This window comes from Microbispora sp. ZYX-F-249, assembly GCF_039649665.1.
GTDB lineage: Bacteria > Actinomycetota > Actinomycetes > Streptosporangiales > Streptosporangiaceae > Microbispora > Microbispora maris.
Map to the genome: position 1 here is coordinate 205471 of NZ_JBDJAW010000001.1, position 19538 is coordinate 225008.

Annotated in this window: 15 protein-coding genes; 5 read left to right on the forward strand and 10 right to left on the reverse strand. The window is 70.4% G+C overall.

What is annotated here, in order from left to right:
- Nucleotides 1–50 precede the first annotated feature (50 nt).
- Together AAH991_RS00900 and mgtA are read left to right on the forward strand one after the other, a co-directional pair.
- On the forward strand, nucleotides 51–2585 hold the full coding sequence (locus tag AAH991_RS00900; RefSeq protein WP_346224008.1) for a cation-translocating P-type ATPase: 2535 nt from the start codon (nucleotides 51–53) through the stop codon (nucleotides 2583–2585).
- Between the two features lie 434 nt (nucleotides 2586–3019).
- Nucleotides 3020–5536, forward strand: coding sequence for a magnesium-translocating P-type ATPase (gene mgtA / locus AAH991_RS00905; RefSeq protein WP_346224009.1), 2517 nt, complete (start codon nucleotides 3020–3022; stop codon nucleotides 5534–5536).
- Between the two features lie 90 nt (nucleotides 5537–5626).
- Here mgtA and AAH991_RS00910 read toward each other — a convergent pair whose 3' ends face one another.
- From AAH991_RS00910 to AAH991_RS00940, 7 genes are all read right to left on the reverse strand, one after another.
- Nucleotides 5627–6070: a hydrogenase maturation protease gene (locus AAH991_RS00910; RefSeq protein ID WP_346224010.1), complete on the reverse strand. Its 444-nt coding sequence runs from the start codon at nucleotides 6068–6070 to the stop codon at nucleotides 5627–5629.
- The gene (locus tag AAH991_RS00915; protein ID WP_346224011.1) at nucleotides 6060–7349 is read right to left on the reverse strand and encodes a Ni/Fe hydrogenase subunit alpha; all 1290 of its coding nucleotides are present in this window, start codon (nucleotides 7347–7349) and stop codon (nucleotides 6060–6062) included. The genes AAH991_RS00910 and AAH991_RS00915 overlap by 11 nt, the downstream gene beginning before the upstream one ends.
- Nucleotides 7346–8107, reverse strand: coding sequence for an NADH-quinone oxidoreductase subunit B family protein (locus tag AAH991_RS00920; protein ID WP_346224012.1), 762 nt, complete (start codon nucleotides 8105–8107; stop codon nucleotides 7346–7348). Before AAH991_RS00920 ends, AAH991_RS00915 begins: the two co-directional genes overlap by 4 nt.
- 65 nt (nucleotides 8108–8172) lie before the next feature.
- Nucleotides 8173–8982, reverse strand: coding sequence for an FAD/NAD(P)-binding protein (locus tag AAH991_RS00925; RefSeq protein WP_346224065.1), 810 nt, complete (start codon nucleotides 8980–8982; stop codon nucleotides 8173–8175).
- The gene (locus AAH991_RS00930) at nucleotides 8979–10082 is read right to left on the reverse strand and encodes a 4Fe-4S dicluster domain-containing protein (protein ID WP_346224013.1); all 1104 of its coding nucleotides are present in this window, start codon (nucleotides 10080–10082) and stop codon (nucleotides 8979–8981) included. The genes AAH991_RS00925 and AAH991_RS00930 overlap by 4 nt, the downstream gene beginning before the upstream one ends.
- A 78-nt stretch (nucleotides 10083–10160) precedes the next feature.
- Nucleotides 10161–10802, reverse strand: coding sequence for an acetate--CoA ligase family protein (locus AAH991_RS00935; protein ID WP_346224066.1), 642 nt, complete (start codon nucleotides 10800–10802; stop codon nucleotides 10161–10163).
- Entirely contained in the window at nucleotides 10703–12817 is a 2115-nt protein-coding gene (locus AAH991_RS00940; protein ID WP_346224014.1) for a bifunctional acetate--CoA ligase family protein/GNAT family N-acetyltransferase, read from the reverse strand. The genes AAH991_RS00935 and AAH991_RS00940 overlap by 100 nt, the downstream gene beginning before the upstream one ends.
- 210 nt (nucleotides 12818–13027) lie before the next feature.
- Between AAH991_RS00940 and AAH991_RS00945 the strand changes: the two genes are divergently transcribed.
- Nucleotides 13028–15340 (forward strand): phosphoketolase family protein, encoded by a 2313-nt coding sequence (locus AAH991_RS00945; RefSeq protein WP_346224015.1) that lies wholly within the window; start codon nucleotides 13028–13030, stop codon nucleotides 15338–15340.
- Nucleotides 15341–15474: 134 nt separating this feature from the next.
- Here AAH991_RS00945 and AAH991_RS00950 read toward each other — a convergent pair whose 3' ends face one another.
- Both AAH991_RS00950 and AAH991_RS00955 read right to left on the reverse strand, forming a co-directional pair.
- The gene (locus AAH991_RS00950; RefSeq protein ID WP_346224016.1) at nucleotides 15475–16158 is read right to left on the reverse strand and encodes a DUF2637 domain-containing protein; all 684 of its coding nucleotides are present in this window, start codon (nucleotides 16156–16158) and stop codon (nucleotides 15475–15477) included.
- 298 nt (nucleotides 16159–16456) lie between these two features.
- Nucleotides 16457–16909: a MarR family winged helix-turn-helix transcriptional regulator gene (locus AAH991_RS00955; RefSeq protein ID WP_346224017.1), complete on the reverse strand. Its 453-nt coding sequence runs from the start codon at nucleotides 16907–16909 to the stop codon at nucleotides 16457–16459.
- 172 nt (nucleotides 16910–17081) lie between these two features.
- Between AAH991_RS00955 and AAH991_RS00960 the strand changes: the two genes are divergently transcribed.
- Nucleotides 17082–18068: an NAD-dependent epimerase/dehydratase family protein gene (locus tag AAH991_RS00960; protein WP_346224018.1), complete on the forward strand. Its 987-nt coding sequence runs from the start codon at nucleotides 17082–17084 to the stop codon at nucleotides 18066–18068.
- On the opposite strand, the gene AAH991_RS00965 is transcribed toward AAH991_RS00960, so the two are convergent.
- Nucleotides 18014–18544, reverse strand: a complete 531-nt coding sequence (locus AAH991_RS00965; protein ID WP_346224019.1) for an Atu4866 domain-containing protein — start codon at nucleotides 18542–18544, stop codon at nucleotides 18014–18016. The genes AAH991_RS00960 and AAH991_RS00965 overlap by 55 nt on opposite strands.
- A gap of 215 nt (nucleotides 18545–18759) precedes the next feature.
- Between AAH991_RS00965 and AAH991_RS00970 the strand changes: the two genes are divergently transcribed.
- Nucleotides 18760–19515, forward strand: coding sequence for an Atu4866 domain-containing protein (locus AAH991_RS00970; RefSeq protein WP_346224020.1), 756 nt, complete (start codon nucleotides 18760–18762; stop codon nucleotides 19513–19515).
- Nucleotides 19516–19538: the final 23 nt, after the last annotated feature.

Here is a 19538-nt window from a genome sequence, read left to right on the forward strand (position 1 = left end):
GCGGCTACCCCATACGTCTGAATGATCTGCTTGAGGGCATGGAGATCAGCGTGCGAGAGCCGACCGGACTGAGCGCGGAGGCGGCAGCGGAGCGGTTGGCCGAGTGCGGGCCGAACGAGTTCGCGCAGCCGAGGCCGCCACGCTTGCCCATCCGGGCCGCCCGCCAGCTCGCCGACCCGATGTCGATCCTGCTGCTGATCGCCGGGCTGGTCACCCTGGTCGCCCTCGGCGAAGTTCCCGAGGGCGCGGCCATCTTGACCATTCTCCTGGTCAACGTGGTCATCGGAGTGAGCCAGGAGACGAAGGCCGACCATGCCGTACGGGCGTTGCGCACCCTCACCGCGCCCATGGCCAAGGTCGTCCGCGACGGCGTCGTACGGAGGATTCCCGCGGCCGAGGTCGTACCGGGCGATGTCGTGCAGGTCGCGGCCGGGGACCGCGTACCCGCCGACGCGCGGCTGTTGCGGGCGAACGCGCTCGGCGTGGACGAGTCGATGCTCACTGGCGAGTCGCTGTCGTCCGACAAGCGAGCCGCGGGAGCGGAGTGCCCCGGCGGCACGCTCGCGGATCGCCGTGACGAGCTGTTCGCCGGGACTCTCGTCGTCCGGGGCTCGGGCCTCGCGGAGGTGACCCACACCGGTGCCCGCACCGAGATGGGGCGCATCGCCTCCGCGCTGGGCGGCGGCGTCAAGGGCCCGCTGGCGGTGGAACTCGCACGGGTGTCACGACGAATCGGCCTGATCGCCGTCATGGCGGGCGTCGTGATGATTCTCATCGGACTCACCCGGGTCCAGCGGGGCGAGGCCGCGCTCCTCGACATCATCCTGGCTGGAGTGGCGCTGGCCATCGCCGCCGTGCCGGAAAGCCTGGCCGCCGCGGTCACCACGGCGCTGGCGCTCGGCTCCCAGCGCATGGCGGCGCTCGGTGTGATCGTCCGGCGGCTGCCGGCCATCGAGGCGCTGGGCGCGACGACCGTCATCGCCACGGACAAAACAGGCACGTTGACCACCGGGCATCTGACCGTGACGGGCCAGGTGGCGGTGTCCGGAAGCGACCTGTGGCGGGCCGCGCTGCGCTGTAACGACGCTCGCGACGGTTTGGGGGACGCGGTCGACGTGGCACTCGCCGTGGCCGCCGAGCGGCATGGAGTACGGCTGCGGCCCGGTGAGGAACGCCTGGCCGCCCGGCCGTTCGACGCCGAAACCAGATCGATGGCCGTGATCACCACGGCGAACGAGGACGGGCCTCTGCTGACCGTCAAAGGTGCCCCGGAGGTGGTGCTCGCCCGCTGCGTCCCCGGCCCCGAGACCGAACGGCTGGCGCGAGCGGTGCCTGGCCTGGCGGATCAGGGCCTGCGAGTGCTCGCGCTCGCCGACAAGGACACCGCGGACCTGAAAGCCGCGGGGCTGCGTCCGCTCGGCCTGGTCGCGCTCAGTGACGAGATCCGCCCCTCGGCGGCGCGGGCGGTGGCGGACTGCCGCGCCGCGGGCATCCGCGTCATGATGGTGACCGGCGACCACGCCGACACCGCCCGCGCCATCGCCGAGGAGGTGGGCATCGACGCCGACCCGGTGGTCACGGGCGCCGCACTCCAGACCCTCGCAGGCCCGGACGACGAGCGTTCGAAACGGTACGCCCGGCTGCGCGAGGCGGCCGTACTGGCCCGCGTCGACCCCGGCACCAAGCTCGACCTCGTACGAGCCCTGCGCGAGGACGGCCAGGTCGTGGCGATGACCGGCGACGGCGTGAACGACGCCCCGGCACTGCGCAACGCCGACGTGGGGGTGGCCATGGCCGGCGAGGAGGGAACCGACGTGGCCCGGGAGGCGGCCGCCGTTGTCGTCACCAACGGTGACCTCGGCACCATCGTCGCGGGGGTGCGCGAGGGACGCCGCCTGCGCCACAACGTGGCCTCGATGGTCGGATATCTCCTCACCGGCAACCTCGCGGAGATCCTGATCGTGTTGATCGGTCTGATCGCCTGGCCGGATCTGGTCGTGCCACTGCTTCCCGTGCAGCTGCTGTGGATCAACCTGGTGCTGGACGGCATTCCCGCCATCGCGCTCGGCGTCGACCGGCCCGCAGGCGACCCGCTGGCGCTGCGGCCCACCGGCGGCCTGCTCTCCTGGCCGGTCCTGACCCGGATCGCGCTGCGTGCGGTGGCCGTCGGCGCGCTCGTCTTCGCGGCCGTCGAGGTCGCCCGCCGCCTCGGCTGGAGCGAGGAACAGGTCCGCAGCCAGGCCGTGCTCGCACTGGTCTTCGCCCGCCTGACCCTCGCCTATGTCGTCCGGGCCCGTCGGCGGACCTTCGAGCGCGGCTGGTGGCGGGGCCGTTCGGTACTTGTCGCGGTGACCGCCACCGCGGCGCTGCAGGTGCTCGTGACGGTGATTCCGGCGCTGGGCGCGCCGCTCGCGCTGGTGCCTCTGCCGCCCGCCGGCTGGGCGATGGCGCTGGGCGCCGCCGTACTCTCGGCGCTGGCGTGCGACGGGGTGCGCCCCCGCGGCAGTGGCGGCGGCGGACGTACCGGGAGCGAAGCGACAGGCCAAGCGCCCTCTCCCCACCCGTTCACTACGCCCACCGCATAGGCGCCGCCCTATACGCCCTACGTTGGCAACATCAACAGGGGGAACTCGACTCAGGGCTACTGAGCCAACTCGCCACCGTCCACGCCACCGCACCATTGCCACACCTGTGCGACGCGCTCCTCGCAGGGACGGCGTGTTCGAAGACGACGTCGCTGTGCCGGCCGCCCGCCCGAGAGCTCGACGCCGTCTCGAACTGAAGATGTGGTTCCCCGCATCATGGGCCGAAGGTCCCCTGGCAGGATGCCTTTGGCCTGCGGCCACCCCACACGCCTGAGTGATCTGCTTCAGGGCATGGAGCCCATTGTGCGAGATCTGACCGGACCGAGCGTGGAGTTAGCGTTCAGGCGGCCGGCCGAGCGCGGGCCGAACAACTCTCGATCCGGGGGGACGGGACCGCTGCGATGACCGGACCCGCCGACGCCAAAGGAATCACCGTGACAGAGCCTGCCGTGACAGGGCTCACCGACGAACAGGCCGCGGCTGTCCGGGCCAGAGTCGGCCCCAACGCGGTCCGCAGCCACCGTGCGCGCCCCGTCGCGGTGTTGGCCAGGCAACTGCGCAGCCCGCTGCTGATACTGCTGCTGGTCGCCGCCACCGTGTCGTTCTTCGTCGGGGAGCGGACCGACGCGGTGGTGATCGGTGTGATCGTCGCGTTGAGCGTCGGGCTGGGCTTCGCCAACGAGTATCGCGCCGAGCGCGCGGTGGAGGCGCTGCACGAGCACATGCGCAGCCGGGCGCGTGTGCTGCGGGGCGGCACCCTGGTTGAGCGTGACGTTACCGACCTGGTCCCCGGCGACGTGGTCCAGCTGAGGCTCGGCGCCGTCGTCCCCGCGGACATCGAGCTGGCCGAGTCCTGGGACTTCGAGTGCGACGAGTCGGTGCTGACCGGGGAGTCGCTGCCGGTCCGCAGGAAGCCCGGCGACACGGCGCTGATGGGCACGGTCGTCACTGCGGGAACCGCGACCGGGACCGTGTCCCGAACCGGCGCCGGTACGGCTTTCGGCGCGATCGCCGCGGGCCTGGGTGAGCAGCACGCGGAGACGGCCTTCCAGATCGGGCTGCGCAGGTTCTCCGGACTGCTGGTGTGGGTCGCCGCGGCGCTGACGGCCGGGGTGTTCACCACGAACCTGGTCATGGGTCGCCCGCTGCTCGACGCGATGCTGTTCTCGCTCGCCATCGCGGTCGGCGTCACCCCGCAGTTGCTGCCCGCGGTCGTCACGACCAGCCTCGCCACCGGGTCGCGCCGCCTCACCCGGATGAAGGTACTCGTGAAACGCCTGGTCGCCATCGAGGACCTCGGCGACGTCGAGGTGCTGTTCACCGACAAGACCGGCACGCTGACCCAAGCCAGGATCGCCCTGCGCCAGGCCGTCCGCCCCGACGGGACCCCCGACCAGGGTGACGCCGACGGCCCGTTCCGTTTCGGAGTGCTGTGCGCGGACCCGCCCGGCTCCACACCACTCGACGACGCCCTCCACGAAGCCCTGCACGATGCAGGTGCCATGCGGGAGTGGACGCCGGAAAGCTACCGGCGCATCGATGCCAAGCCGTTCGACCACGAGCGGCGTATGGCATCCGTACTGGTCGAGGACCCCGCCGGCGAGACGCTGACCATCGTCAAGGGAGCCCCGGAAGCGGTACTGGCCCGGTGCCGGACCGTGCCCGAGGAGTCCCGCGCGCTCGCCGAGCGGCTGTTCGCCGAGGGCGCCCGCCTGGTCGCGGTCGCCGTACGCGCAGGAGAACGCGAGCTGGTGGAGTCCGATCTCGATCTGGCCGGGTTCCTGGTGTTCAGCGACCCGCCCAAACCCGGCGTGGAGCAGGCGCTCGAACGCCTGGCCGCGCTCGGAGTCACCGTGAAGATCCTCACCGGTGACCACCCCACAGTCGCGACCGGCCTGTGCGAGAAGATCGGCCTGCCCGTCACCGGAGTGCTGACCGGTGAGGAGATCGAAGGTCTCGACGACGCCGCCCTGACCGATGCCCTGCCGGCGACCACTGTGTTCGCGCGAGTCAGCCCCGAGCAGAAGGCCAGGATCGTCGGCATCCAGCGAAGCGGCGGCCTGGACGTGGCCTACCTCGGCGACGGCGTCAACGACGCGCTCGCCCTGCACCGCGCGGACGTCGGCATCTCCGTCGACACCGGGGCCGACGTCGCCAGGGACGCCGCCGACGTCGTGCTGCTGGAGAAGGATCTGGGCGTGCTCGCCGACGGCATCGTCGAAGGCCGCCGCATCTTCGCCAACACCATCAAGTACCTCCTGATGGGTACGGCCAGCAACGTCGGCAACATGTTCTCCGCCGCGGCGGCCTCGGCGGTGCTTCCGTTCCTGCCGATGCTGCCGAGCCAGGTGCTGCTCAACAACCTGCTTTATGACGCCAGCCAGCTCACCATCCCGGCCGACGCCGTCGACCGCGAGCAGCTCGCCCGGCCCGCGCGCTTCGACCTTGGGCTCATCCGCCGGTTCATGCTGGTCTTCGGACCGCTCAGCTCGATGTTCGACCTCGCCATGTTCGCGCTGTTGCTTCGGGTCTTCCACACCGCGCCGCCGCTGTTTCGGGCGTCCTGGTTCGTGGAGTCCCTCGCCACCCAGACCTTGGTGATCTTCATCGTCAGGACCCGCCGTACGCCGTTCTGGCGAAGCCGGCCGGCCGCGGCCCTCGTGATCGCCGTGGGGGTCGTGGTGGCGGCCGGACTCGCCCTGCCCTATGCGCCCTTCGCATCCGACTTGGGGCTGGCGCCCATCCCACCGGCCATTCTCGGCACCATCGCCGTCGTCCTGATCGTCTACTTGGCACTCGTCGAGGCCGTCAAACGGCGCTTCCGCACCGTGCCCGCCCCACGCGAGCGGCACCTGCCGCCCCACCACCACGTGCACCGCCGGGCCACCCCGTTCAGCCGCAGGCCGCGGTTGGTCCGGCATGGTCTGGCCAGGTCCGTGTCAGGGAGCTGACCACCGCGGTAGTGACTGCCAGGTCGTGAAATGCGGTGGGCCCCGTTCGAACGCTGAACGACCGCGCGCACGGCCCGAGCCTTGCGGGATTCATCGAAGTGCTTGCCGTACGGCCTCGGCCGTCTCCTGGATCGCCGCCCGGACCGGCGGAGTGACGGGGGCGTCGAGGGCGAAGTCGCCTCCTTCGACACCGAAGAAGACCAGCTCGTGCGGGAGCCGGCCGAGCGCCTGGCCGAGCGCGATCGCGTCGGTCAGGCCCAGGGCGTGCGAGCTCCGGTGCCGGCCGGCCCCGGGATGGGGCGGCAGGCCGCGGTGTACGGTTCCCGGCTCCACGCCGGAGCGGACCGCGTCGATCACGATCGCCAGGCGTGCGCCGTTCCAGGCCGTGACCAGGTGCATGGGATCTCCGCAGCTCTCGGTGAGGACGACGGAGGGCGGGAGCCTGCCGCGCAGCAGGCGCACCACCTCCAGACCGGCCGCGTCGTCGCCGCGCGCGTCGCCGCCGATCCCGATCACCACCGGATCAGCGGGCATCGAGCCGCAGGTCCAGGAAGTGGGTGGAGCAGGAGATGCACGGGTCGTGGTTGCGCACCGCCCGCTCGCACAGTGCGGCCAGTTCGGCCTGCGCCAGACCGAGCCGGGGCTCGATCAGTTCGCGCAGGTCCATCTCCATCCGGGCCTGGTTCTGCGAGGTGGGGGGCACGATGGCCGCCTCGGTGATCAGCCCGTCCGCGCCGATGCGGTAGCGGTGGTACAGGGTGCCGCGCGGCGCCTCCGACGCGCCGTGGCCGACTCCCGCCGCCGGCTCCACCGGTACGGCCGGCACCTCGGGCTCGACGTAGCCGTCGATGATCCGCAGCGCTTCGTCGCAGGCGTGCACGACTTCGACGGCCCGGACGACGATGCTGCGGAACGGGTTGCGGCATATCTTGCCCAGACCGGCGTCCCGGGCCGCCTCCTGGGCCAACGCGGACAACCGCGGCGAGTTGAGGGCGTAGCGGGCGAGGGCGCCGGTCAGGTAGCCGGTGGTCCCGTCCAGCCGGGCGTGCAGCGCCGTCGAGTCCTGGACCTGCTCCTCCACCACGTGGTCCGGCCAGTCCTCGACGGGGAAGGAGGATCCGTCGCTCACGGCGGGCGAGCCGGACAGGATCGCGTACTCGTCCGGGTGCCGGAGCGCGAGGAACCGGTAGTCGTGTTCGACGTCGGGGAAGTCGAACCCGGCGACCCAGGTCACGGTGGCCAGCGCGTGCTCGCGCGCCCGGCGCAGCCGCTCGGCCACCGGAGCGAGCTCCTGCCGCCGGGGCACGCGGTGGAAACCGCCGAGCCGTACGTTGACCGGGTGGATCGCCCGTCCGCCCAGCGTCGCGACCAGCTCGTTTCCCGCCTTCTTCACCGCCAGGCCGCGTTCGACGTGCTCGCGGTGGTCGGCGGCCATCGCCATGCCGCTGTCGTAGCCGAGGAAGTCCGGCGCGTGCAGCAGGAAGATGTGCAGCGTGTGCGACTCGATCCACTCGCCGTAGTAGAGGAGCAGCCGCAGGTCCCGCAGCGGCCCGGTGACCGCCACACCGAGGGCCGACTCGATGGCCTGACAGGCGCTCATCTGGTACGCCACGGGACAGATGCCGCAGATGCGCGCGGTGATGTCGGGGGGCTCGTCGTACGCCCGGCCGCGCAGGAACGCCTCGAAGAACCGGGGCGGCTCGTAGATCTTCAGCCGGAGGTCGATGACGCGGCCGCCGCGGGCGCGTACCAGCAGGGCGCCCTCGCCCTCGACCCGGGACAGGCCGCCGATGCGGACGGTTCTGTGCGTCACCCGTCGGCCTCCCCCGAGGCCTCCTCGGCGGCCTGCATGAACTGCTCCTCGGTCGCGTTGAAGGTCCGGTAGACCCGCACCAGTTCGGGGTCGCTCATGCCGAGGATGCGCAGTTTCGCGTTCAGCGCCCGGGAGTTGGCGGTGTCGGCCGGGCCGAAACAGCCGTAGCAGCCCCGGTTGAACGCCGGGCACAGCGCCCCACAGCCGGCCTGGGTGACCGGGCCGAGGCACGGCGTGCCATGGGCCACCAGGACGCAGACGTTGCCGCGGATCTTGCACTCGACGCAGACGCTGTGGCTGGGGACGACGGGCCGCCGGCCGGCCAGGAACGCGGTGACGACCTCCATCAGCTGCCGTTTGTCGATCGGGCAGCCACGCAGCTCGAAGTCGACCGGCACGTTGGCCGATATCGGGGTGGAGGTGGCCAGGGTGGCGATGTACTCCGGCCGCGCGTACACGACGGAGGTGAACTCGCGCACGTCGGCGAAGTCGCGCAGGGCCTGGACGCCGCCGGTCGTGGCGCAGGCCCCGATCGTCACCAGGCGCTTCGACACCCGGCGTACGTGCCGGATGCGCTCGGCGTCCTCCGGTGTGGTGACCGACCCCTCCACCAGGGACAGGTCGTACGGCCCCGGGCCCGGAGCGCTGGACGCCTCCAGGAAGTAGGCGATCTCCACCTCGGCGGCGAAGGACAGCAGTTCGTCCTCGCAGTCGAGCAAGGTGAGCTGGCACCCGTCGCAGGAGGCGAACTTCCACACCGCCAGCCGAGGCCGGGAGGCCGACCCACGCGGCCGCGGTTCGGATATCGATTTGCGCGTGCCCATCACAGCTCCCGTACGGCGAGCAGGCGGCCCGCCCGCTCGTAGTCGACCACGGGCCCGTCCAGGCACAGCAGCAGCGGGCCGAGCTGGCAGTGCCCGCACCGGCCGACTCCGCATTTCATGGTGCGCTCGAGGGACAGCATGATTCGCCGGGCGGGGACGCCCCGCGCGACCAGGCCGCCGGCGACGGCACGCATCATGACCTCGGGGCCGCAGACGAAGGCCGCGGTCCTGCGCGGCTCGAAGACGATCCGGTCGATCAGCCTGGTGACCAGCCCGACCGGGCCCGGCCAGACGTGGTCGGGGTGATCCACGATGACCTGGACGTCGATGCCGTGCGTCTCCCGCCAGCGGGTCAGCTCCCGCGGATACATGAGGGTCATCGGGGTCCGGGTGCCGGCGATCACGCTGATCCTGCCGTAGCGCGACCGGTGGGCGATCAGCTCCCGGACGACCGTGCGCAGCGGCGCCAGCCCAAGGCCGCCCGCCGCCACGACCACGTCCAGCCCAGCCGCCCCCGGCACGTCGAACGCGGTGCCGTACGGGCCGCGGACTCCGACGAGGTCGCCGGGCCGGGCCCGGCACAACGCGTCGCTGACCGCGCCCACGGCCCGGATCGTGTGCACCAGCGTCCCGGTGCGGCCCCGGCCGCTGATCGAGATCGGGATCTCACCGACGCCGCGCGCGTAGATCATCGTGAACTGGCCCGGCAGGAAGGCCGGGCACGGCCCGGTCGTCGGCTCCAGCGCCAGGGTGACGGTGTCGGCCCGGTCCGGCCGCCGCGACCGGACCCGGTACGGCACCGGGGTCATCGGATGCACGACGTCTCCCCGGGAGCGGCACGGATGGCGGACAGCTCCTCGGTCACGTCGATTCCGGTGGGGCACCAGGTAATGCACCGGCCGCAGCCCACGCAGCCGGACGTGCCGAACTGGTCGTACCAGGTGGCGAACTTGTGGGTCAGCCACTGCCGGTAGCGGGCCAGGGCGGAGCTCCGCACCGGCGGCTGGCCGCTGAGCTCGGTGAAGTCGAGCGAGAAGCACGAGTCCCACCGCTCGGAGCGCTCCGCGAACCCGCCGGTGAGGTCGGTGCCGTCCTCGACAGTGGTGCAGAAGCAGGTGGGGCAGACCATGGTGCAGTTGGTGCAGCTCAGGCAGCGGGAGGCCACGTCGGTCCAGCGCGGGGAGTCGTGCGCGGCGGGCAGCCACCGCTGGATGTCCTCGGTGTCCACCCGACGGCCCATCCGGGTGGCGGCGACGCGCGACACCTCCCCCGCCTCGCTGAGATCACCCTGGCCGGCGGCCCGGTTCGGGATCGCCGCGGCGATCTCCGCTCCCCGCTCACTGCCGATCTCGACCGAAAACCGGTGCGGCGACGCCAGTTCGGTGAGCGCGAGATCGAAGCCAGTGGTCGCCTTCGGCCCGGTCCCCATCGAGACGCAGAAGCAGGTGCCGCCCGGCACTGCGCAGTTCACCGCGATCAAAAACAGCGCCTCACGCCGCCGCCGGTAGGCGGGATCGAGGTGCCTGCCCAGGAACACCCGGTCCTGTACGGCTATCGCGGCCAGATCGCAGGCACGCAGCCCGAGCAGCGCAACGCGCGGCGCCTCCTCCCGGGGCTCTTCGACCGTCTGGCCGCGCATCCGGAACAGCGTCTGGCGAGGCGGCTGGGTGAAGCGCTTGGCCGAGTCGGGGCTCGCGGCGAAGTCGAACATCATCTCGCCGCCCCGCTCGGTCAGCCGGTAGTTGCCCGGCCGCTGGGCGTCGCCGACACCGGTCGGCAGATCGGCGGCGGAGGAGATCTCGGCCATCCGCACGGCCGAGTCCCGCACCGTGGGGCCGACCACGGTGTAGCCCGCCGACCGGAGCACCACGATGAGCGGATCCAGTGTGTCGATCACAACGGTGTCCATCAGCGATCCCCCCGACACCCCTGTTCGACGGGCATATACCCCAATCTGGACCAAATGCCCAGGATGGCGGCCCGTACGTCAGCGGAGACGGCGCCGGAAGGGCGAGGGGAGCGGCGAGGCAGGGGCGAGCCGCACGCGGCAGTCCACGGCCACCGCCCCGTCCGGCGTCACGATCACCGGGTTGAGATCAAGCTCCGCGATGTCGGGCAGATCGTCCATGAGCCGACCGACGCGGACGATCTGCTCCTCCAGCGCCGCGACATCGGCCGCGGGCCGTCCACGATAGCCGTACAGGAGCGGCGCGCAACGCAGCTCCGCGATCATGCGGGCGGCCTCGGCCTTGTCGATCGGCGGCACCCGGAAGGCGCGATCGGCGAGCAGCTCGGTCGCGACACCGCCAAGCCCTACCATGATCAGCGGACCGAATGTCTCATGCGCGACGCCGCCTATGATCATCTCAACCCCCTCGCCAGCCATGGTCTGGACGATCGCGCCTGTCATCGCGGGGCCGAGGCGAGTGGCCATCTCCCGGTACGCCTGCCCGACCTGCTCGGGCGTCCGCAGGCCGAGCCGCACACCACCGACGTCGGACTTGTGGAGCAGCCCGGGGCCGACGGCCTTCAGCACGGCGGGCAGTCCGACGATTGACGCAGCCTCCGCTGCTTTCTCCGGCCCGTCAACCGAGACCGATTCGGCTGTGTGAATGGCGTACGCCGACAGGAGCCGGGTCGTCGTTCCTTCGTCCAGCCATCGTCCACGTGGGTGAGCGGCGAGGTCCACGGCGACGATCCGCCGGGCCGCGGCGACGTCGATCCCGGGCAGGTCCTCCGGAGGTGCCGTCGGCCGGGCGCGCCAGGCGGCATGCCCGGCCCCCGGGCGAGGGCGTGCACGGCCTGCTCGGGGAAGGCGTAAGCGGGCACCCGGCCGTCGATGAGCTCGTCGTGCCCGGCGAGGCAGGCGAGCACAGGCTTCGCCGCGCTCTCGGTGGCTGCCGCGATCGCTTCCCGAGTCGGTTCCAGACCCGAGCCGAACGGCGGCGTGTAGACGGTCAGCACGGCGTCGACGCCCGGGTCGGCCAGGACCGCCGCGATCGCGAAGGCGATGTCTCCGGCGTCGGCCTCGGCCGTGAGGTCGACGGGGTTGCCGACGGCCGCCGCCGGCCGGAGCCGGGCGCGAAGCGCCTCCGCGGTGGCCGGGGACAACTCCGGCACGACCAGGCCGAGCCGCTCACAGGCGTCCGCGGTCATCGCCTGCGGGCCCCCGGAATTACCCACGATCGCCACCCGAGGACCGACCGGCAGCGGCTGGAAAGCCAGCAGCCGGGCGGTGTCGAGCAGATCCTGGACGCTGTCCTCCCTGATGACACCACAGGCGCGCAACAGCGCGTCCACGGCCACATCGGGCGTCGCCGCAGCGGCCGTGTGCGAGCGGACCGCCCGGCTGCCCGCGGTGCTGCGCCCGCTCTTCACCGCGATGATCGGTTTGCGGATGCTGATCCTTCTGGCGATCCGGGCGAACCTTCGTGGATTGCCGAACGACTCCAAATACAGACCGATGACGCGGGTGGCCGGATCGTCCTCCCAGTATTCGAGCAGGTCATTGCCGCTGACATCCGCCTTGTTCCCCACCGACGCGAAGGAGGAGACGCCGAGGCCGAGCTGTCCGGCACGTTCGATCACGGCGGCGGCCACCGCGCCCGACTGCGACATCAGCCCCAGCGGACCGGCAGGAGGAGATGTGGGCAAGAAACCGGCGTTCAAGCGAGCTGCCGTGCTCACCACGCCGAGGCAGTTGGGCCCGATCAGCCGCATGCCTGCCTCTCGGCAGACGCCCAGCAGTTCTCGTTCTGCTTCGCGATTCCCCGCTTCGGCGAACCCGGCGGTCAGCACGACCAGGGCGCGCACCTGGTGACGGGCGCACTCACGGGCGACGCCGAGCACGGTGGGCGCCGGGGTGGCGATCACGGCGAGTTCCGCCGGCCCCGGCAGCGAGGCGACGTCGGGGTAGGCGGGCAGACCGCACACCTCGGCGGCCCACGGGTTGACGGGGTAGATCGGCCCGGGGAAGCCGCCGTCGATCAGGTTGCGCAGCACACGGTGCCCCACGCGGTCCGGGGCGCGACTGGCGCCGATCACGGCCACCGACTGCGGGGTGAACACGTGTGCAATGGAGTTGCGCTCCGCCTCGTGCGCCCGGGCCTCGATCTCGCTCACCAGTCGCTCCGTGGCCCGCGTGGCGATGCGAATCTCGACCTGCCCCGCCTCATACCGCCTCTCCACTGGCAGGCCGAGATCGTTCAGGACGCGCTGCATCACCCGGTTCTCCGGCAGGACGGTGGCGACGAGTTCCTCGACTCCCGCATCCGCCGCGTCCAGCGCGAGGTGTTCGAGCAGCAGCGTGCCGAGCCCGTGGCCGTGCACCACGTCATCCAGCAGGATCCCCACCTCGGCCTCCGACCCGTCCGGATCGGCGATGTATTCCGCCACCCCGACCATGAGACCGCCGACCAGAGCGACCAGGGCATACCCGTGGTAGCCGGAGTCCGTGATCCGGTCCATGTACGCATGGGCCGAGGCGGCGCCGCCGGTGAAGAACCTCAGATACGCCGAGCGCGGGGAAGACCTGGCGATCAGTTCGTGCAAGGCTTCCCGGTCGGACGGGCGCAACGGCCGGATATGCGCCACCCCGCCGTCACGCAGGAGGACGTCGCACGCTTCGCCAACGGTTCGAGCCATGTCTCCAAACTCCACGACCGCCGAGCACCCCCCAAGAGGCTTCCTCCCCGTCTTGCCCGGGCCCCTGGTCCCGAGCCACGTGCCGCCAGCCGGGCTGTCCTTCCTGCGACCACGCCGAGGTCGGCACGCTCGGCGGTCGGGCCCTCTGTTACCCAGATGCTGCGACCAAGGTCACTAGCAGGTCACACCGATCACGGGGAAGATCAGCTCATGGACGAGCTGAAGAGCATCGACGCGTACTGGCGGGCCGCCAACTATCTGTCGGTCGGGCAGATCTACCTGCTCGCCAACCCGCTGCTGACCGAGACTCTGGCGCCTGAGCACATCAAGCCGAGGCTGCTCGGGCACTGGGGCACCACTCCGGGTCTGAACTTCTGCTTCGCTCACCTCAACCGGGTCATCTGTCAGCGAGGCCAGGACATGATCTACATCGCCGGCCCTGGGCACGGCGGCCCGGCGGCAGTCGCCCATGCCTGGCTGGAGGGCAGCTACTCCGAGAAGTACCCCGATGTCTCGCAGGACACGATCGGCATGCAACGGCTGTTCCGCCAGTTCTCCTTCCCCGGTGGCATCCCCAGTCATGTGGCGCCGGAGACGCCGGGGTCGATACACGAAGGCGGCGAACTCGGGTACGCGCTCGCCCACGCGTATGGCGCGGCCTTCGACAATCCTGAACTGGTCGTGGCCTGCGTGGTCGGTGACGGGGAAGCGGAGACCGGACCACTGGCCGCGAGCTGGCATTCCAACAAGTTCCTGGACCGGCAGCGCGACGGCATCGTCCTCCCCATCCTCCACCTGAACGGCTACAAGATCGCCAACCCCACCGTTCTGGCCAGGATCCCAGAGGAGGAGCTGGTCAAGCTGTTCGAGGGGTACGGCTATCGCCCGCACATCGTGGCCGGCGAAGAGCCGGAAGCGATGCACCTACTCATGGCGGAAACCCTTGACAGGGTCTTCGACGAGATCGCCGACTACAAGCAGGGCGAGGGCCGGCTCCCGATGATCGTCCTGCGCACCCCCAAGGGGTGGACGGGGCCGCGCGAAGTCGACGGGCTGCCCGTGGAAGGCACCTGGCGGTCCCATCAGGTGCCGCTCGCCGGCGTGCGTGACAACCCGGCACACCTGGCGATGCTGGAGGAGTGGATGCGCTCCTACCGTCCGGAGGAACTGTTCGACGGCGATGGCCGACCGGTCGCCGAGATCCTGGAGACGGTGCCGCAGGGCCCGCGCCGGATGAGCGCCAGCCCGCACGCCAACGGCGGCGAGCTGCTGCGTCCGCTCGCCCTGCCGGACTTCCGCGGCTACGCCGTGGAGCTCAAATCACCCGCGACAGGACCCAGCGAGCCCACCCGCGTACTGGGTGCCTTCCTGCGCGATGTGATCACCGCCAACCCGACGGACTTCCGGGTCATGGGCCCGGACGAGACCGCCTCCAACCGGTTGTCACCCGTATTCGACGTGACCTCGCGCGCCTGGAACGCCGCCACGCTGCCCACCGATGACCACCTGGCCGCGGGCGGACGCGTTATGGAGGTGCTCAGCGAGCACCTGTGCCAGGGCTGGCTGGAGGGCTACCTGCTGACCGGCCGCCACGGGCTGTTCAACTGCTACGAGGCGTTCATCCACATCGTCGACGCCATGTTCAACCAGCACGCCAAGTGGCTCGAGGCGTCGCGCCGGATCCCGTGGCGGCGGCCGGTGGCGTCGCTGAACTACCTGCTGTCGTCGCACGTGTGGCGGCAGGACCACAACGGCTTCAGCCACCAGGACCCCGGCTTCCTCGACGTGGTGATGAACAAGAAGGCCGAGGTCGTCCGGGTCTACCTGCCGCCGGACGCCAACACGCTGCTGTCGGTCGCCGACCACTGCCTGCGCTCGCGCGACTACGTCAATGTGGTCGTGGCGGGCAAGCAGCCCGTACTCGACCTGTTCACCATGGAGCAGGCCATCGCTCACTGCACGCGGGGTTTGGGCATCCTCGACTGGGCCTCCAACGACGGAGACGCCGACCCCGACGTCGTGCTCGCCTGCGCCGGTGACGTGCCCACGCTGGAGACCCTCGCCGCCGCCGCGTTACTGCGCGAGCACCTGCCCGAGTTGAAGGTGCGCGTGATCAACATCGTCGACCTCATGAGGCTCCAACCGCCGTCGGAACACCCTCACGGGATGAGCGACGCCGAGTTCGACGCGCTGTTCACCACCGACCGGCCGATCATCTTCAACTTTCATGGCTACCCCTGGCTGATCCACCGCCTCACCTACCGCCGGCACGGCCACGACAACCTCCACGTACGCGGCTACAAGGAGGAGGGCACCACCACCACGCCGTTCGACATGGCGATGCTCAATGACATCGACCGCTACCACCTGGTCATGGACGTGATCGATCAGGTGCCCGGCCTGGGCAGCCGGGCCGCCCACCTGCGCCAGCGGATGGCCGACGCCCGCCAGCGCGCCCGTGCCCACACCCGCGAATATGGCGAGGACCCCATCGAAATCCGCGACTGGACGTGGAGACAGTAGAGCCGAGCTCCAGCAGGGTGCCGGGCCGGAAGCCAAGAGCCACGGCCTTCGGCCCGGCGTCGTGCTGTTGTCGGCCCCGCGCCCGCAGGGATGACCAGCAGAGAAGGTCGGCTGCCGGAGTACGACGTTCAGCGTCAACTGAACTCGCCGGCGAGGCCGGCCCTCTTGACCAGGCGGCCCCAACGGGGGCTACGGGCAAAGGCCCGGGCGATGGCGACGCCGCTGGGTAGATCACCGTCTGCCTGACGGTTCTGCTGCGCCCACTGCCAAGCCTCTCGCTGCAGTGTCCGGCCGTTCCCGATGTGCTCAGCGGAGGGCTCGGGGTCTTCCTCCCGATCGTCTTGCAGGTCTTCGTGGTCAGCATCCACAGCGGCGACAAGATCAGGGTCGAGAGCAGAGAGATCATTAGCTTCTGGCTGCACCCGCGCATAGCGACGGATCTGAGACATCAGGAGCTCGTAGCTGCCGATCAGGGCCAGGGACGGCCATGCGGCGATGACTCGGCCGATCAGGCTGGGTTCCGCGATGGAGACGTTCGCTCCGAGGCTGGCCAGGCTGCCGACCACGAGCAGGCTCCAGGCCAGGAGGCCGCCACGGGAGCCGGACCGGTTAGCCAACAGGATGGACATCGAGGCGACGACGATCAGGCCGTCGACCGCGAGCGGGATGAGCACCGCTGCCAGGTGATCCTCACCGTGCCGCAGGCAAAGCTCGTGCATGTGCCTGAACGAGACGACCGCGGCGATCGCCGCCAGGAGGAAAACACCGGCGATCGTCGTACGCTGGATGCGGCGTACCGCAAGGGAGTTCGGGGCCATCGCTGCTCAGGCCTCCTCGTCCAGGGAGAGGTCAGCGGCAGCGATCCGCGCATAGTGATTTGGTTCCAGACCCCCCTCGGACACAAACCTCTCAACATGTGAGGGCTGAGAATCATCTCGGCCCTCACTTTTGTTTTTCCGGACCGGTCGGCCGCAGACCGAGGCGCTGGTAGACCGGCGTCTTGAGATCGACCGGGGCCTCGCTGATGGCTCTGTCCTCGCACGGGCAACCTGCGGGTTCCCGATCGCAGGTCATCAGTGGCGGGCGACACTCCGGCAATCCATGTGCCGGCCTTCTTCAGTCGCCGGCGGCCGGCGCCCCATCGGCGCCGAGAATCCGCAGGATGTCGACCAGCGTCGACACTTGCTCGGGAGTGAGGGGTCTGAACAGCTCTTCGGCCGCCAGTTCATAGCTGGTCGTCCAGTCCTGGGCCAGGGCGGCCCCTTCCTCCGTTACTCGGAGGAGTACGGACCGGCGGTCGTCCGCACTGGCCTGGCGTTCGAGCAGGCCGTCGCGGACGAGCGCGTCGACCAGGGTGGAGGCGGTCCCCTGGGCGATGCCGACCGCGAGAGCGAGTTCGGTCAGCCGGACAGGCTGCGAACGCGCCACCTCCACCACCAATCGGGACCGCGGCGTCGACACCCCGTGCTCGCCCAGACGCTCGTTGAAGTGACGTACGAGAACCTTCGCCGTACGGCTGAACTCGTCGGCGACCTGTGCCGCGGTCAGGCCCTGGTTCGCGTGTGGCATCGCCCACCTCCCACTTGACGCACCCATAGTACGAGGTTACATTGACGTCAATACATTGATATCAAACCATTTGGCGTCGATGTATATACGCGGAGCGGCCGGTTGCGTGCCGAGCGACAGCGGAAACCGGGCTTGCACGAAGAGTGCGTTCTCAATCACCAGGAGTCGAAAAATGAAGATCTTCATCACCGGCGGCAGCGGATTCGTCGGCGGAACCCTCGTCCATCGCCTCGTCGCCGAAGGACATGAGGTCATGGCACTGGCCAGATCGGACTCGAGCATCCAGCGGGTACGCGCCGCCGGAGCCGATCCCGTCCCCGGCGATCTCGCCGAGCTCAGCCGGGCCGGCTCCCCCGCGCCGACGTGGCTCGCCAAGCTGCGCGAGGTCGACGCGGTCGTGCACGTCGCGGCGCAGATGGAGTTCTGGGGGCCCGACTCGCTCTTCGAACAGGCCAATCACGTGCCGACGGTCGCCCTGCACACCGCGAGCGTCGCGGCCGGGGTGCGACGCTTCGTGCTCATCAGCGCCGCGTCCGTCTCCACGGGCAGCCAACGCCGCCCCGTCGTCGACGAGTCGACACCGGAAGGCCGGCCGAACATCGCCTACAGCCGCGTCAAGCTGGCCACCGAGCGCGCACTTCTGAACGCCCGCAGCGGGAAAACCGAGCTGGTGGTGCTGCGCCCGCCGTTCATCTGGGGCCGCGGCATGACAACGATCAACGAGATGGTCGAGGTCGCCGAGGCCGGACGGTTCGCCTGGATCGACAACGGCAAGCACATCGTCGACTTCGTGCACGTCGAGAACCTGGCCGGTGCCGCGATCCTCGCGCTCACGCGGGGCCGCCACAAGGGGGTCTACTACGTGACGGACGGCACGCCGATGCCCATCCGGGACTTCCTCACTCCCCTGCTGGTGACCCGCGGCGTGGATCTGTCCAAGAGCCGCAGCGTCCCCCTGGCGATGGCGGCGCCCTTGGCGGCGATGATGGACCGCACGGCACGCCTGCTTCGCCGGAAGTCGGCGCCGCCGCTGACGAACTGGCTCGTGAGCTTCACCGGGCGTGACCGTTCCTACGACATCACCACCGCGAGGAAGGAGCTGGGTTACTCGCCTGACGTGACGCTGGAGAAGGGCCTGGCGGAGATGCGCTTCTCGTGAGGTGACGACCTCGCGGTCTCCCCGCCTTCGCCGTTGATGCGGTGCCTCGCGTTTCCCGTACGCGGTCCCTCCCCGGTCGTCGTGCCGAGCTTGCCCTTGTCGATGTCCTGCTCCTTGAGCGCGGCGGCGAACGCCTGGACGTTCGGGTCCGGCGTGCCGGCGGCGACGTGGCAGGCGGTCTTCAGGCCGATGACGTCGAGGGTCTGGGCGCGCTCGTCGCCCTCGCGATAGAGCACCAGGTGCTCGTGGAAGAGAACGCCGTCGCGGATGTCTCCGGTGGCGGTGAAGCCGGTGTCGTCGACGTAGTCGATGTGGGTGCCGGTGACGGTGTAGCGGCCGGTGTAGGCGCTCTGACGGTTTCCGCGGGCCTCGTCGTAGCGGCCGTCCGGCAGCAGTTCCTGGCGGATGAATCCGTCCGCGGTCACCCACATTCCGACGTACGGGTGAGGGTTGCGGGCCGTGTCGTTGCTGGTCATGGCTCCATGGTCGGCGCGGCGGACGACGGCGACCAGGCCGCCGTCTGCCCAGGTGCGGGCCTCCTGGGGGTACGGCGGCCTGGTTCCGACTCCGCCGCACGACGAACCTGGTGGTCACGCAGTTGCTGCGACTGCCGAGCATCTCCACGCAGCAGCACCGGCGCCCGCTTCATGCGCCGGGCAGACCGATGAGCCCAAGTCCCCTGAGGATCACCATGAGCATCAACCGCAACGACACCGTGAGCTGGAACCCGCAGGCGCTCGACGAAATCGTCGCGAACGACGGTGGCCGTCCCGTTCTGTTCACCAACGCCCGGATCGTGACGATGGACCCGCTGATCGGCACCGTGACCGGCGCCGACATCCTGTTCGTCGGTTCCCTGATCGTGGGGGTCGGCCCCGCCATCGTCACCGCGGCGGAGGACGACAACGCCATCGTCGTCGACTGCACGGGCATGACCGTCGTGCCCGCCGTCGTGGACACCGTCGCGCTGGCCGGCGGACGCGGCCGTCGCTCGGAGTACGTCGCGACGCTGACCCCGGGTAGCACCGCCGACTTTCTGGTGGTGCCCGACGAACTCGCCGCCGACGTGCCTAGTGCGGTAGCCACCCTCACGTCCAGGCCGGAGCAGGTCCGCGCACTGGTCGCGGCCGGCAGGCCCGTCCTGTGGGCCGGCACCGACGCCCCCGGCCGGGCCACCGCCCCCGAGGCGGGCATCCCGGCCGCACCGGACCTGACCGGCAGCCCACGAGTCGGCGTCTGGATCGACCGGAAGGACTTCCTGCACCAGGAGCTCACCGCGGACGGCCGCTACGACGAGACCCGGGGCGATCGTCCACACGCCTATCAGGGCCGGTTCTGGATCGACGGCGACCGCATCGACTACCTGGACGACCTCGGCTTCTGGGCCTACGGAGAGTTCAGGGGCGACGAACTGCACCACGCGGGCTACGTCATGAAGCTGAGCTGACCACCGTACGAAGAGACGAGACG

Coding starts and splice junctions, on each gene's coding strand:
- AAH991_RS00940 (WP_346224014.1), bottom strand. CDS start 12,817: ATGGCTCGAACCGTTGGCGAAGCGTGCGACGTCCTCCTGCGTGACGGC.
- AAH991_RS00945 (WP_346224015.1), top strand. CDS start 13,028: ATGGACGAGCTGAAGAGCATCGACGCGTACTGGCGGGCCGCCAACTAT.
- AAH991_RS00970 (WP_346224020.1), top strand. CDS start 18,760: ATGAGCATCAACCGCAACGACACCGTGAGCTGGAACCCGCAGGCGCTC.
- AAH991_RS00925 (WP_346224065.1), bottom strand. CDS start 8,982: ATGACCCCGGTGCCGTACCGGGTCCGGTCGCGGCGGCCGGACCGGGCC.
- AAH991_RS00910 (WP_346224010.1), bottom strand. CDS start 6,070: ATGCCCGCTGATCCGGTGGTGATCGGGATCGGCGGCGACGCGCGCGGC.
- AAH991_RS00960 (WP_346224018.1), top strand. CDS start 17,082: ATGAAGATCTTCATCACCGGCGGCAGCGGATTCGTCGGCGGAACCCTC.
- AAH991_RS00955 (WP_346224017.1), bottom strand. CDS start 16,909: ATGCCACACGCGAACCAGGGCCTGACCGCGGCACAGGTCGCCGACGAG.
- AAH991_RS00950 (WP_346224016.1), bottom strand. CDS start 16,158: ATGGCCCCGAACTCCCTTGCGGTACGCCGCATCCAGCGTACGACGATC.
- AAH991_RS00930 (WP_346224013.1), bottom strand. CDS start 10,082: ATGGACACCGTTGTGATCGACACACTGGATCCGCTCATCGTGGTGCTC.
- AAH991_RS00965 (WP_346224019.1), bottom strand. CDS start 18,544: ATGACCAGCAACGACACGGCCCGCAACCCTCACCCGTACGTCGGAATG.